Genomic DNA, 15,182 nt, shown 5'->3' on the forward strand with positions numbered 1-15,182 from the left:
TAAGCAGGCGACGCAAGGAGCTATCCCCCGCTAAAACGTCTTACTGCTCAATGCCTGCTGGCCATTGTCCGCGGCTCAAATCAACCCGACCATCATCAGTAAACGGAACACCCTCGTCTTCAAGCAGCTGCCGCTGAGCTTCTTGTCCACCAAAGGCAAAGCCATCAGCCAGACGGCCATCAGCAAAAACCACACGATGGCAGGGAATCTCGTCCGGACGTGGATTTACATGCAGAGCAAAGCCCACAAAACGCGCTTTTCGTGGCTCACCTATCAAACGCGCAACCTGCCCATAACTAGCAACCATACCTGGCGGAATCTGCTCGACTATCTCATACACACGCTCGAAAAAGCCCGTGCGTTGAGACTCTTGAGAGTTACCACTCCTCATGGGAATCCTCAAAATCAAGAGCGTCTAGGCGCAATAATGCCAAAATGTAAATCTTTAACGCTTGGCGAAGTAAGGCCTCAGATGCACATTCGTTAGGGCCATGCATGGGACCGCCAAAGCTGGGAAGCTCAAGGTTATTTTCTTCTGGACCAAAGGATACTGCCTGTGCAAAGTTGCGCGCATACGTGCCGCCACCCATACTAAAGGGCTGAGCTGGCTTGCCGGTTACCTCACTATACGTTGCGAGCAATTCCTGAACCGCAGGACTCTCAGCAGAAACTGAAAACGGTGGCTTAACCAGATTAACTTGAAGTGTGGCACCCTCTGATGCAGCTAGAACGCTCAGGCGCTTTGTCAGCTCAGCCTCAGTGGTACTGTCGGGGAAACGAATATCAATACTTTGCTCAAAGCTCCCGTCGGCGCGCACTTCAATGGTGCCGGCATTTAAGGTAAGTGGACCAAAGGCATCATTTGAGCTTGCAATGCCTGCCTCTTGTCCATAGGCATCAGCCAACAGCGCATGTAATACGCGCATAAACGCACGCTCACCCGCACTAAAGAACTGAGGGTTGTGCGCATCTAGCTCTTCAAAATATCCCAAAACCACGCCGATGGCATTGAGCGTTCCTTCTGGAAGCGAGGCGTGACCGCCAATACCATGAGCAACAACGCGTGTTGTGCCCGAACCCGCATCAATCAGCTCAATTCTATCGGCATACGCTACCGGTTGAGGCAGCTCAGTGAGCGGCGCACGAAGCAGAGCCTCTGAGCGTCCCGGAATCGCATTAGAAGCCTCAGCACCGCTCCATGAACAGATGCGCGAAGCCGTTTGAGCTGGCGATATAATCGAGGCAAAGTAGCCGCCTTTTTCGGCATTGCCTACAGGAAACTCAGCATCAGGTGTAAACAAAAACGCTGGCTCGGGATAGCGCTCAAGATAGTGATGAACATCGGTCATACCCACTTCTTCATCACTACCCAACAAGGCTCGAAAGCTATGACGCGGGCGAATTCCACGTGACAGCATGTATGCGCCTGCATATAGCGAAAGTACCGCCGGCCCCTTATCGTCAATAACACCTCGACCTACAAGCCAGCCATCGCGGCGTTGCATACAAAACGGATCACCCGTCCAACCAGGACCTGCTGGCACAACATCAACATGAGCAATCGTTGCAATCTGCTGCTCAGATGTACCAGCAATGTCAGCCATGCCAACATAACCTTCATCATCAGAGACGGTATAGCCCAAGCGTTTGGCAATACCCAAGGCTTCATCAAGAGCTGCACGGGCAGGAGCGCCAAACGGTGCTCCTGGCTCAGCTGCGTGCGCGTTAGCAACAGAAGGATGTGCTACTAGCCGGGCAATGTCAGCAATCACATCTTCCCAAACCTCATCAATATAGGCATCAATATCGCTATGCAGTGCGGTATCCATATATATCCTTTCAAAACGCTGTATGTGTTTATGCAGATGCTACCCCAAGGAGCACCGATAACTCATGGACATTCTGAACCGTTGCATAAGCTCCAGCAGCTTCCAGCTCACCTGCGGCGGCAGCACCCGAATAGATTCCAATACAAGGCATGTTGCACGCACGCGCACCCACAACATCATGATAACGGTCACCAATCATCAGTGCTTCATCAGACGTACTATGAAGCGCCTCAAGCGCTGCCGCAATTGAGGCCGGCTTGGTGTTTCGTATGCCATCTACGCGCCCACACACTGCCTCAAACTGCGTTAAGGCATGGGCATTCAAAATATCTAGTGCGGTATATTCATACCGAGATGTCGCTATAGCAAGACGTCGCCCTTGTGAGCGCAAACTATCAAGTAAGGTCTGCATACCTGGGAACAATGAAATATCACGCGGGGCAATATCGCGTTCAAAGCGTTCGCGATACTCAACCGCTAACGTGTGAGCCTCAGCTTTACTCAAGCCCGATATTAACTCAAAGCCTTCCTCAAGCGGAGGACCAATCATTGGCAAAAAGTCAGCATCGCTCATATTTGTTATACCGTGTTCTTCAAGCACCAAGCGTGCTACATGAATAATCGCAGGCTGCGTATCAACCACTGTGCCGTCAAAATCAAACAGCACAACCGGACGTTGCGCAATATCGCTCGTTTGCATCTTGCTCCTCAGGTTTTTCTACATGAGAGACGCCTGTTTGTATCCACTGGACTCCACAGGCATCTAAACAAAACAAGCCCCATTCTCAGTGAGAACAGGGCTTGAAATAGCTACATCAAAAGATGCCTACTCAGCAGCAGGCTCCTCCTCAACTGCGACGTCAGCCTCAAGCTCAACCTCAGCCTGTGGCTCCTTCTCATCAGAAGGAAGCGGTGTAACGTCAATATCGATGCCCAAAGTCTCAGCAGCAGACTTCATGGACAAAGAGATACGACGACGGTCGAGGTCAATCTCCATGACCTTAACCTGTACCTTGTCGCCCACGTGAGCAACCTGACCAGGCTGGTCAACATGCTTAGATGCCATCTCAGAAATGTGGACAAGACCCTCAATGCCATCGCCCAAATCAACAAAGGCACCAAAGGGCACGAGCTTGGTTACGCTGCCCTCAACAATGGCACCAACAGGATACTTCTTAACGAGTGCACGCCAAGGATCCTCGGTGGTTTGCTTAAGACCAAGTGAAATGCGCTCGCGGGAAAGGTCAACGTCGAGTACCTCCACCTCAACCTCTTGCCCAACCTTGACAACCTCAGAAGGATGATTGACGTGGTTCCAAGAGAGCTCAGAAATATGAATGAGACCGTCGATACCACCAAGGTCAACAAATGCACCAAAGTCAACGATAGAAGAAACGCTGCCCTTAAGGCGCATGCCGCCCTTAAGCTTAGAAAGAATCTCGGAGCGCTCTGCTTTGCGGGACTCTTCAAGCACGACGCGACGGGAGAGAACCACGTTATTGCGATTGCGATCCATCTCGATAACACGAGCCTCAATAGAGGTGCCCATGTAGGAGGTGAGGTCCTTCACACGACGCAGGTCAACCAAGGAAGCAGGCAAGAAGCCACGGAGACCAATGTCAAGAATCAAGCCGCCCTTAACAACCTCGATAACCTCGCCCTCAACATTTTGGCCAGCGTTAAACATGTCCTCAATGCGGTTCCAAGCGCGCTCGTACTCGGCACGCTTCTTAGAAAGAACCAGACGGCCGTCCTTGTCCTCTTTCTGGAGAACGAGCGCCTCAATGGGGTCGCCCAAGTTCACCAAATCGGAAGGATCAGCATCCTTGCGGATGGAGAGCTCGCGAACGGGAATGACGCCTTCGGACTTAAAGCCGATGTCAACAAGAACCTCGTCGTGCTCAATCTTCACGACGGTGCCGTTGACCAGATCGCCCTCATCGAAGTCAGTAATAGTGCCATCGATAAGGCTGTTCATTTCCTCCTCATTGACGTCATCAAGGGAGAAAATGGACGAGTTCTGAATCTCACTCAAAGGTGGACCCCTTTCAAACTTTGGGGCCCCGATTGCGATACTCTCGGGGGCCAACAGATACATGTGTGACCTCGCATATAGTCACGCTTTCCTAGATTACGTTGAAATGCCATGAAATTCAAGCTATAAGTTTGATTTTTAGACGAATGGTCACAGCTAATCGGTGAGCGTATACTTTGCGTCCGCTGAAAGCGTGGTTTTGCGAACGGCATACTCGATACTATCCAAGCTGTAAATGGCATTTTGTGGAGGCTTTTGCAAGGTTACCTTGTACTCTGGGAGGTATAGCTCTGTAGGATTAGCTGTACCCCTAAGCGCACATATTTTGCTCGGAAAAACTTTACCGTTTCTGTAAATTTTAGGTACTTACAGCATTTAGGTGCTTACAGCACCGCTATTACGCCACCAAGCGCGAAATCTGAGGATTACCCAAAGCGAAATATTACCGAGGTGCGTCTCATCTCTAAACGGCGAGAGAGAACTGCGCACCGCGCGCGTTAACCTAAATTTGCCACATGATACCCGTAGGCTCTTAGTGCGCAAATTCTCAACAGCCTTTACTTCAAACGGAATGACGCTACCCAACTACTCAAACACAAAATCTATCTCCACGCTACCCTATGCAGACAACCAATACCACGTGCAGAAGCCCTGATACGGTAGCTCTTGAGCAACATACTGCTCAGTGAGCGCATCCTTGAACTCGGTCATGCACAAAGCCCCCTCGAAAAATGTGGGAGGTGAGGTGTTTTGCCACAGATTCAACAATTAGGTAATGCTGTTTTAAGACAATGACTGTCAGATGCCCGCCTGAGTTTGCGTTGTTGGCACATGCTCATGCTGAGGGCAAATCCGTTTAATGTTCGAATTTTTTACTAGTAGTAAAGTACACTCTACTAAGATAAAGCGTCTTTCCTGCGGAAATGTTGAAAAACTCGCTTGTACAGACCCCCTATACTTGGGTTGCCGGCAACAATTCGTACACTAGGCCAATTTACTTCCAGAAACTCTGAGTTTTCGCAATTTCGTAGGAACATTGCTTGCTTCAAGAACCTTGTAACTACCAATTAACTCAGGACATTATTCCAGTGTACTAGGGTTGTATCGCGCATGCTTAAGCAACGTAGCGACATTACATTGCAGAACGAAAAGCAGCACCATTTCGCCGTATCGAGTGCTAGCGCTCTTGCCACATTGATAAGTTACATCTGTCGCTTTGGCAAAAATGACGAAAAAAGTACTCTCAATAACCCAGCGGGTTAATATTTGTTTAACAAAGTCTCAGGTAGATAAGCCGCATGTAAAGCGACAGCTGTCGCTTTATGCCAAATTAGTCAAAAATGACAGATTTTTGCGTCAAATTCGTCATTTTTGCCAACGTGCAGGTTAGAACTGTTGTTTGAACATCAACTTCGTTAGTTTTGCCAATGTGCAGGTTAGAGCTATTGTTTGAACACCAATTTCGGTAGTTTTGCCAACGTGTTGGTTAAAGGCGTTATCTGTGCGTCGAATTAACCAGCTTTACCAAATCGCCGCTCAAGACAGTGCTTATGCACCAAGCTCATCACTTTTATCGTCGCGAACACTACCACGGTTCCCTAGTCAATAAACCAAAAGCCGAGGTGCATAAATTCACCCCGGCTTTATCTCATGGCTCACACTGAAATGTCGCTAGCAATACAACAACGTATGAGCAACAACTCAAGCTCTACCGCTTCTCAACCACAAGCAGTACGTCATGCGTAAAGGAATGCTGCAAAATGCGCAGAGTATCAGCCTTTCCATCATACACAGACCCAACATGTGCAAGCCGCTTAAGCTCTAAATCAAAGACCTTCGCCTGCCAACCATTGTTTGCTACTCCCAGCAGAGCTGCAACACCGGTAAGCCTAAGCTCAGTTGCATAGGGCACATATATAATAAGTTTATCACCCGCTCGCCCCACGCGAATCTGCTCACGCGTATCGTCTAACAAATCCTGTGCCGGCTCAACGGTATAGCCTCCGCTCACATGCTGCAACAACTCCGGAATAAGACCGAAATCCCAAATACCCGGAAACTGCAAACATTCCTGCCAACGAAAAGCGGCATCAAAGCCTTCGCCCAATGCGCTACTTGCGCTCTGCGAAGTATTCCAATTCCACACACCGTGCGTACCATAGGTCACACCACCACACGCGCCTGCTAAAATGCCAGACCAAGCGCTTGCACGACAATCTGCAGCGTCAAAGCGGCGGTATACCCCACGACTTGAACTAATCTGCTCATAGCAGGGCTCCGAGTTTATCAGCGGCTTTTTAGGATATGCCGCGCGTATATCCTCTGGTAGCTTCCACGCTTCAAATTGAGCAGCATAGTTATGACCAGGCTGATACATATAGAAATGCAAGCGCGACAAATATGATTGTGGAATCGTGCGATTGCCGCGGTTAACATGCATGCAACGTAGCGCCTGAGGTGCTGCAGCTATAAGCTCATCCAGTACCTGGTTGTAATACGCGACAGTCTCATCAGAGTTAAAGTCGGTGTCACCACTCACAATATAGATGGGGTCAAATTCACCCAACTCTGCAACAACACGGCGAACATGAGCACGCGCCTCATCAAGGGGCATCAACGCCGAACCCAAACCAACAGCATAATTCGCCGCCCAAGTACCTGGAACATAATTGCACCATACTAGTACAAGCGCCAATCGAATCCCGTGTTCCTTGGCCATTGTTGCCATCACCCGTGCGCGTTCCCAGAATGCCGGATTAGAACAAGTCCAATCAAAGCTGGTACCGTCATGGCTTGTATAAGGATACACACCTAAATCTGGGCGAGCACGATCCCACTGCGGAAGTGTGTTGACCTGCAACACATTTATGCCCTGCTCAGCGCGACGACACAAATAATAATCCCAGTCTTCAAGTGAAATACTCGTAAATGCACTCCAACAGGTGTCTGCTAGCCAAAACCAAGGTTTTCCATCAAGTAAAAACCCATCTTGTGCATCGTTTACCGTCAAATTTCCAAGTCCCATATCTTCACCTCATCAAAGCGCACATCACTTGTACAACTGCATACCTTAACGTACAACTCTATTCACGCACTGCCCTACACACTCACGCTCAACCTATACGTTTATGTGCAACCCTGTGCACACGTGTGCTCCCTAAGCCCTGTCCATGTCAGCAAGGTCTTCCTTTGAGTACCCCGTGAAATACACCACAATAGCCGCAATCACAAAAGACACTGCCATGCCAAGAATGGCATAGATGACATTCATCTGACCGCCCTGAATATAATTCAGAATGACCAAGAAATTGGACGAACCTCCTGCGAGATAATAGGTAACACCAAGCACTCCCGATACCACCGCACCAATAGCGCCGCCAATAAACATGCCAAGCATTGTTTTTCTAAAACGAAGCAAAATACCAAAGAGCGCAGGCTCAGTAACACCACCAGCAATAGCAGAAATGACATAACCGAGCGCCATAGACTTCTCCTCTTTGTTGCGCATACGCAAAAAAGACCCAAAGGCGCATCCCCATACGGCAGTCATAGCGCAGTTGGTAGCAACAAATACAAAGGGGTCATAACCCATAGCAACAATTTGGACTTGCGTAAGAATGATGACGGGCATATGCATACCAGCAACAACAAAAAGCTGCCAAAAGCCCCCAAGGATTGCCATAACAATCAAAATGCCAAAACCACCCAAATCTGCCAGACTAAAGAGCGCGTTTGCAATCAGCGTGCCCAGCTCTTGTCCAACAGGCGCAAGTACAATCAATGCAATAGGCACGGTGACAATCATGGTGCAAAACGGTGTAAATACCGTTGATAACACGTCGGGCATATGCTTTTTGAAAAACTTTTCAACCACATAAAGCACGGGAATGGTCAGTATGATGGGCAACACGCTCTGCGAATAATTTGCAGCATGAATGCTTAGACCGTAGACACTTATAATACCGCTGCCATCTTTTGCAGCCGCAGCAACAATACTTGGCGCAATAAGCAAACCGCCGCATAGCATGCCTAATACTGGGCTTGCTCCCAATTTCTTAGCAGCTGCATACCCTAAATAAATGGGTAGGAAATAAAAGGTTGCTTCATACAGTGTTGTAAAGAAGAAGGTATAGGTTGGGTCTGTTGCCTCTATGACATGAAGCATCTGGGGACCCAGTACGACAGCAAAGGTGCGAAACAAACCGCCCGCCATAACAAGCGGGAGAAGCTGCGTCATCGAACCGGAAAGATAATCAAGAATCCAATTGCCGATTGCGGCAGGTGTCAGCTTTACTTTAGGTGCATCGAGGTTTTCTTCAACCACCGCGCCGCGGCTAGCACCTGAAAGCGCAATAAACTCTTCGAGCACTTTGGGCACATTCTGTCCAATAATAACTTGCAGCTGTGAGCCCGACCACTGAGCCCCCAATACGCCTTTAATTGTTTTAATATCCTCAACATCTGCTTTTGCACTGTCTTTAAGCGTAAGGCGCAGACGTGTCATACAGTTAGTTGCCGAAATAACATTGTCTGCTCCACCTACCTTCTCCAAGACATCAATTGCAATTTGCTTGTTATCAGCCATGGATTCCTCCCTGTGTGCGTATGAAGGCGAGTTTTACCCGTCTTCATCTTACTTATCAGTAAACAAAATGTTTACTGAACGTTTATGTATTGTATAGTATGTAAGTGCTCAATCACGCGCCTAACTTATCGGTAAACGGTAGTAAATTAGCGGTGAACGTATCTTAGCATGAAGCGTCATACCCTATGCTTTTGAAATAAAAGATGCCTCATATATCTTGTAATATAGCTGGTAAATATATATTTTTTACCACCATTTTGCTCACGTATATACTATTTCTCCACCAACATTCTCTCTGTTTACATACATTCACTATTCACAAAACCTGTATACTAAACATGTTTATTTACATCAAGCGGCAAGGAGCAATGATGCGCGACTATGAACTCAGCTATACCACGATAAGCACACTCGGAGATTTCGGACCGTGGATTTCATCGATTGTTCTAAAACTTCCAACTCAAGTACGCGCAGCAGACCTTAACCCTCTACCCTTCAATGTGTATGTTGAACGCCATGAACAAGACGGTACCCTACTCATGCGCCAGGAAGCTCATGAGACACGTGCTATACCATCGCGCGGATACCTTGACGTTCTCACTGCATATCCCTGCGACGCCGAAGGGCGACGATGCGCTGAAAGCTCCTATGTTGCCCTAGAACTTCCTGAGTGCCGTCTTACCAAAACCATCGAGGGTTCTGTTCTGCACTCACGTTTTGTTGAACCCCAATTTCGCATCACGCAAACTGCCACGCTTGCAGGCTCTGAGCCCGTTTGCGGGCTTGTGTATACCACATGTGAGCGCTCGCTCACACCTCAGCTAAAGGGCTGGAATAAAGCTCGCATGCAAGAAGCTGTTGATGATATTCAGCTAGAATATGGCTATTTCACCCCTAATTTTTGTGATGAGAAGCCACCATTTAGCGGCTTTAGAAAGCAACAGCACAAACCCGAGCGAGCAGCCTTGATTATTTGGCTCCATGGTGCAGGAGAAGGCGGCCATGAGGTAGAGCGTGCTTATACCGGCAATCGCGTTACCGCACTCTCACAGGCGCCAATTCAAACATATTTTGACGGAGCCGCCTGGGTTTTAGTTCCTCAATGCCCAAGCTTTTGGATGGACGATGGAGATGAGCAGCTTGGTCGCTCTAATCAAAGCATCTATAGCCGCCCGCTTAAAGCGCTCATTGATGAGTTTATTTGTGCACATCAAGACCAAATTGACCCAACGCGCATTATTATTGGTGGACTTTCTAATGGCGGCTTTATGACCATTCGTATGTGTATTGATTATCCTGACTTTTTTGCAGGTGGCCTTGCGGTTTGCGCACCCTTTTTCAAAGAAAACCAAGGTGCTGAGGTATTACACGCACTGCACACAACACCTCTTTGGTTTGTTCATGCTAAGGGTGATGAGTTGGTAAATCCTGCAGACACCGCACTTCCGCTCTATCATGCGCTTATCGCACAAGGGTCAAGGGCGCATTTCACCTACTTTGACCGCGTTGAAGACCTCACCGGTGTCTACCGTGAGCCAGATGGGCGCCGAAAGCGCATCTTTAACCATGGAGTCTGGATACATGTCTACAACGATTTTTGCCGCACTGAACTTGACGGCACACAGGTAATGCTTAACTCAGAGCCGGTTGGTATATGGGAATGGGCGGCACGCCTCCGACGAACAACACAAGCCTAGAATCACTACGCAATAGATGCGCCGCCGGTAAAGCCTACCAGCGGCGCATTTTATACACGTCAACTCGCATGCAGTAAGACGACTTCCTGCGCCTTGCCAGTACCCGTTAAAAGCAACAACCTAGCCAAGGTCTTCGCCATTTGTTTCAATAACGCGCTGATACCAATAAAAGCTTTTCTTGCGTGAACGCTCAAGGCTTCCCTCTCCCGCATCATCGCGGTCAACATAAATAAAGCCGTAACGTTTTGACATCTCGCCTGTACCAGCTGACACCAAATCAATTGGTCCCCAGGTGGTATAGCCAAGCAATTCAACACCGTCCTCAGTTATGGCATCACGCATAGCCTGAATGTGTTGACGCAGGTATTCAATGCGATATTCGTCATCAATTGAGCCATCTTCTGCAACGCGGTCTATAGCTCCAAGCCCGTTCTCAACCACAAATAAGGGCTTTTGATAGCGGTCATACAGCTCATTCATGGTAATACGTAAACCCAAAGGGTCAATGGCCCAGCCCCACTGGCTCTCGCTCAAATAGGGATTTTTTACACCCGCAAACGCATTACCCTTCACCTGATCGGCATCGCTTCCCTCACCAGCCGCGCAACGCGATGAATAATAACTAAACGAAATAAAATCAACCGTATGGTCAGCGAGTATACGACGGTCCTCATCGCTTATATCAAGCTCAATTCCCTCACGTTCAAGCATCCGCAGGGCATAAGCGGGATAACTGCCACGGCTTTGCACATCAATAAAGAAATAATTCTCTTGGTTGCTAAGCTGTGCCGCACGAACATCCTCAGGACGTGGGCTATACGGATAATAGCTCCCTGCTGCAAGCATACAACCAACTTGTATATCTGGATCAATCTCATGTGCAATCTTGGTTGCCCAAGCACTTGCCACCAATTCGTGATGTGCAGCAGTATATTTAACTTGCTGCTTGTTTTCCCCTTCCTCAAATACCAAACCAGCACCCATAAAAGGAGCATGTAAAATCATATTTATTTCGTTGAAGGTAAGCCAATAGCGCACCAAACCGCGATAGCGCGTAAATAAGGTGCGCGCAAGTTTTTTATAGAAATCAATGAGCTTGCAATTGCGCCAACCACCGTATTGCGTAATTAAATGAATGGGACAATCAAAGTGCGTAATGGTAACCAGCGGCTCAATGCCATATTTTTGACACTCCCGAAATACGTCCTCATAGAAGGCAAGACCAGCCTCATTAGGTTCTTGCTCATCACCTTTTGGGAAAATACGGCTCCAGGCAATGGACATACGAAATACCTTAAATCCCATTTCGGCGAAAAGGGCAATGTCCTCACGATAGCGATGATAAAAATCAATGCCTGATTGAGCTGGATAATAATAGCCCTCTTCAAAATCAAGCATAGGACGCACACCGGTGCCTACCGGCCAACGCTCAGGACCATGTGGCATAACATCAACATTTGCAAGACCGCGTCCGTCGAGATTATATGCCCCCTCGCACTGGTTTGCCGCCGTGGCTCCACCCCATAAAAAGCCCTTTGGAAATCCCATTGCCTATCCTTTCTCACAGGACTGCATACAGTCTTTGCAGTCAGGTTTATAAACTATATTAAAAACACTCACGCTTTGCCGTCTTTATGCCATGCAAGACAAAGCTATCTAGGTTGTACCCATTTGTACTGAAACAAGGCAGCGTCTAATTACCCCTCATCAGAAAACGCCATAGCTGCTGCTACAGCGCGGTGCCAGCCCGCTAAGCGCTGCGCGCGTTCATCGGCTGTCATACTTGGCGTTAGACGCGCTCGAACACCAGATGTTGCTATAACATCGCGTTGAAATAAACCCTGCGCAATGCCACACGCCCATGCAACACCCAAAGCACTCATTTCATCATTTTTAGCCACATGCACAGGTGCCTCAATAAGATTACACACCAGCTGCATGAGATAGCCATCTCGTGTAGGACCACCATCCGCCCGCAACTCGGTAAGCGGCATTGCAGCATCAGCACACATAGCATCAATCACATCAAACACCTGATATGCAATGCTCTCATCCGCCGCACGCGCCAGCTCAGCGCGCCCAAACGAGCGCGTCATTCCAAGAATAGCTGCCCGTGTATCTGAGCGCCAATATGGAGCCCCCAGCCCGCTAAACGCGGGAACCACATAGGCATGCACCGAAGGATTTGCCTGGTAGCAAAGCTGCTCAACCTCTTCGGGAGAAGCTATAAGCTCGAGGTTATCCCGAAGCCACGTCTTAATGGCACCAGCATAGTTGATATTTCCTTCGAGCACATGACAGGTCTCACCAGCCATGCGCCAAGCTATAGAGCTGGAAAGCCCATGGGTGCTGAAAACCCGCGTGGCACCAACATTCATCATCACCGATGAACCAGTACCAAAAGTTGCCTTAGCCTGCCCGTGCTCAAAACATGCCTGTGCAAACAATGCGGCATGTGAGTCGCCCAAAACAGCGTGGATAGGCACCGCGTGAGGAAGCATGCCTCCAAGTCTTGTCTCACCAAAGCACGCATCAGAATCTAAAACCTCAGGCAGATAAGCGCACTTAATATCAAAGAGCGCACAAAGCTCAGACGAGAAGCTAAGCGTATCAAGGTCAAAAAGCTGCGTCCTACTTGCATTAGAATAATCACACGCAAAGCTCTTGCCCTCAGTAAGCGATGACACTAACCACGCGTCGATAGTGCCCAAGCAAAGCCGTTGATGCTTTGCCGCGCTTTGTACCTCGGGCTCGTGCTTAAGCATCCATGCCATTTTTGCAGCAGGATAATAGGGTGAGAGCGCCAGCCCCGTCTGATTATATATTCGCTCGGTTAGGCCTACATGTTCTGCTTCGAGCTGTCTGCATATATCCTCAGCGCGCGAACACTGCCAGACAATTGCCGGACAAAGCGCGTCGCCGCTCACACGATCCCAGGCAAGCGTTGTCTCACGTTGGTTTGAAATGCCCACGCCAATTATCTTTGCTACATCTATCTCCGCTGCTTGAATTGCCTTATGCGCTGCAGCATACACCTGCGTCAAGATTTCATGAGGGTCATGGCTTACCCAACCCAGCTCGTTTACCAGCTGAGTATGCGACTGGCTCGCACGCCCCACAATTGCACCATGCTCATCAACAACAAGCACCTTAGTTCCCTGAGTAGACTGGTCAATACCAAGGATATAGTGCGCCATGCAAAAACTCCTTCACCGCCATATACCTCCACCGCCATATAAAGACAAATACAAGCTTCTTCTATTAGGAGTAACGCGCAAGCATATCGAGTGATGAGGCCGCAATGCCGTCTTTGTCTAAACCGTAATAGGCAAACACCTCAAGCGATGTTCCCGTGATAACAGGGGTGTCTGGCAGCGCTAAACAACGCAGTGGGCGCGGATAGCGCTCACTCAAGACCTGTGCTACACGCGCGCCAAGCCCTCCAAACACACTGTGCTCCTCAACACTCAGCACAACACGAGCATGGCGTGCCGCCTCAAGGAGCACTTCCTCGTCAAGCGGCTTAACGCAATACATATCTACGACCGTTGCAGAAACACCTTGCGCCGCAAGCATATCTGCAGCGTCAAGTGCGTGGCGCACCATCTCACCGGTAGCAATAAGTGCAACATCGCTACCACGTCGTAAGCAGTTTGCGCGGTTCATCTCAAACGGACAAACCCTGGCGGTATACACATCTTCTACCGGATTTCTGCCTACACGCACATAAGCCGGTGCACTATCAGCCAACAAAGCACGCATAAGCCGCTCTGTTTGATGCTGATCTGAGGGCAGATACACCCGCATATTAGGAAGCGCACTCAGAGCAGCAATATCTTGCGTTGAGTGGTGGCTCATTCCCAGAGCACCGTAGCTTACGCCACCTGAAATTCCAATGATTTTTACATTGACATCTGAATAAGCTACATCGACTTTTACCTGCTCATATGAGCGTGTTGTTACAAAACATGCCGGACTTGCCACAACTGAGCGTTTTCCTGAGGCCGCCAAGCCTGCCGCAATACCCACCACATCTTGCTCAGCGATACCTACCTCAAGCGCCTGTTGTGGAAAACGCTCAAAAAAAGGCGTTAACGACGCCGAGCCCCGCGAATCAGAGCACAACACCACTAAATCAGAATCTGTTGCAGCATGTTCTAAAAGAACATCGCAAATTACCTGTCTGTTGGCACGTGTCTTAGGCATGAGCTACCTCCTTATGCTGAGCAAAATCCGCGATAATCTGCTCGTATTCGTCCTGATTTGGCAGATGATGATGCCAGTTTGCTTTATGCTCCATAAGGGGTGAACCAAAGCCTTTTATGGTATTCAAAATAATAAGCGTTGGCTTTTCTTTAATAGATTTCGCTTCCTCAAGGGCATTATCAATGGCATATAAATCATGTCCTGAAACAGAAATAACATGCCAACCAAAGGCTAACCAGCGAGTAGCTACATCATCTTGCTGCATAACATCCTCAGTGCTACCAGAGATTTGCAGACGATTACGGTCAATCAGCACACACAGATTATCAAGCTTATAGTGGGCGCCACTCATAACAGCCTCCCACACCGAGCCTTCTGCAAGTTCACCATCTCCCATAATGGTATAAACCCGCGTTGGTCGAGCGTCCATGCGTGCAGCAAGTGCCATACCCACCGCAACCGGAAGACCATGACCCAACGAGCCTGAATTCATCTCAATGCCCGCCAGCTTGTTGTTGGGGTGTCCGATATATGGACTCCCAAACTTTGAGAACCGTGCCTTAACATCGTTACTATCAAGAAAGCCACAATCACAAAGAACCGCGTAGTATGCCTCCATCGCGTGTCCCTTAGATAGAATAAAGCGGTCGCGGCCAGGATTATCTACCTGCTCAGGCGCAACCCTCAAATGGCGCTTATACAAAACCATCAGCGCATCAATAACGCTCATATCACCACCGATATGACCGCCGCCTCCCGCCATAATAATGTCCACACAATCACGGCGCAAATCCCAGCGCAACTCTTCAAGTTCTTCCAGCTTACACATG

The 15,182-nt window shown here is 48.8% G+C and carries 11 protein-coding genes; 1 reads left to right on the plus strand and 10 read right to left on the minus strand.

Going from position 1 to position 15,182, the window contains the following annotated elements; genetic code table 11:
- Nucleotides 1-40: 40 nt before the first annotated feature.
- From KPC83_RS05020 to KPC83_RS05045, 6 genes are all read right to left on the minus strand, one after another.
- Nucleotides 41-391: an MGMT family protein gene (locus tag KPC83_RS05020; protein ID WP_216278172.1), complete on the minus strand. Its 351-nt coding sequence runs from the start codon at nt 389-391 to the stop codon at nt 41-43.
- Nucleotides 378-1,829, minus strand: a complete 1,452-nt coding sequence (locus tag KPC83_RS05025) for a Sapep family Mn(2+)-dependent dipeptidase (protein ID WP_216278173.1) — start codon at nt 1,827-1,829, stop codon at nt 378-380. Before KPC83_RS05025 ends, KPC83_RS05020 begins: the two co-directional genes overlap by 14 nt.
- A gap of 28 nt (nt 1,830-1,857) precedes the next feature.
- On the minus strand, nt 1,858-2,529 hold the full coding sequence (locus tag KPC83_RS05030; protein WP_216278174.1) for an HAD family hydrolase: 672 nt from the start codon (nt 2,527-2,529) through the stop codon (nt 1,858-1,860).
- Between the two features lie 126 nt (nt 2,530-2,655).
- The gene (gene rpsA / locus KPC83_RS05035) at nt 2,656-3,864 is read right to left on the minus strand and encodes a 30S ribosomal protein S1 (protein WP_216278175.1); all 1,209 of its coding nucleotides are present in this window, start codon (nt 3,862-3,864) and stop codon (nt 2,656-2,658) included.
- 1,708 nt (nt 3,865-5,572) lie between these two features.
- Nucleotides 5,573-6,889: a DUF4038 domain-containing protein gene (locus KPC83_RS05040; protein ID WP_216278176.1), complete on the minus strand. Its 1,317-nt coding sequence runs from the start codon at nt 6,887-6,889 to the stop codon at nt 5,573-5,575.
- Nucleotides 6,890-7,021: 132 nt separating this feature from the next.
- A complete protein-coding gene (locus KPC83_RS05045) occupies nt 7,022-8,449 on the minus strand; it encodes a PTS transporter subunit EIIC (protein ID WP_216278177.1) in 1,428 nt (475 codons plus the stop codon).
- A gap of 371 nt (nt 8,450-8,820) precedes the next feature.
- On the opposite strand from KPC83_RS05045, the gene KPC83_RS05050 reads away from it, so the two are divergent.
- Nucleotides 8,821-10,146: a prolyl oligopeptidase family serine peptidase gene (locus KPC83_RS05050; RefSeq protein WP_216278178.1), complete on the plus strand. Its 1,326-nt coding sequence runs from the start codon at nt 8,821-8,823 to the stop codon at nt 10,144-10,146.
- A 120-nt stretch (nt 10,147-10,266) separates the two neighbouring features.
- On the opposite strand, the gene KPC83_RS05055 is transcribed toward KPC83_RS05050, so the two are convergent.
- The 4 genes from KPC83_RS05055 to KPC83_RS05070 all read right to left on the minus strand — a co-directional run bounded on the left by KPC83_RS05055 (nt 10,267) and on the right by KPC83_RS05070 (nt 15,181).
- On the minus strand, nt 10,267-11,694 hold the full coding sequence (locus KPC83_RS05055) for a 6-phospho-beta-glucosidase (RefSeq protein WP_216278179.1): 1,428 nt from the start codon (nt 11,692-11,694) through the stop codon (nt 10,267-10,269).
- A gap of 149 nt (nt 11,695-11,843) precedes the next feature.
- On the minus strand, nt 11,844-13,343 hold the full coding sequence (locus KPC83_RS05060; protein WP_216278180.1) for a glycerol kinase: 1,500 nt from the start codon (nt 13,341-13,343) through the stop codon (nt 11,844-11,846).
- 64 nt (nt 13,344-13,407) lie between these two features.
- Nucleotides 13,408-14,352, minus strand: a complete 945-nt coding sequence (locus tag KPC83_RS05065; protein ID WP_216278181.1) for a transketolase family protein — start codon at nt 14,350-14,352, stop codon at nt 13,408-13,410.
- Nucleotides 14,345-15,181, minus strand: a complete 837-nt coding sequence (locus tag KPC83_RS05070) for a transketolase (protein WP_216278182.1) — start codon at nt 15,179-15,181, stop codon at nt 14,345-14,347. Before KPC83_RS05070 ends, KPC83_RS05065 begins: the two co-directional genes overlap by 8 nt.
- Nucleotide 15,182: the final 1 nt, after the last annotated feature.

This window comes from Collinsella sp. zg1085 (assembly GCF_018889955.1).
In the GTDB taxonomy this organism is placed as follows: Bacteria; Actinomycetota; Coriobacteriia; order Coriobacteriales; family Coriobacteriaceae; genus Collinsella.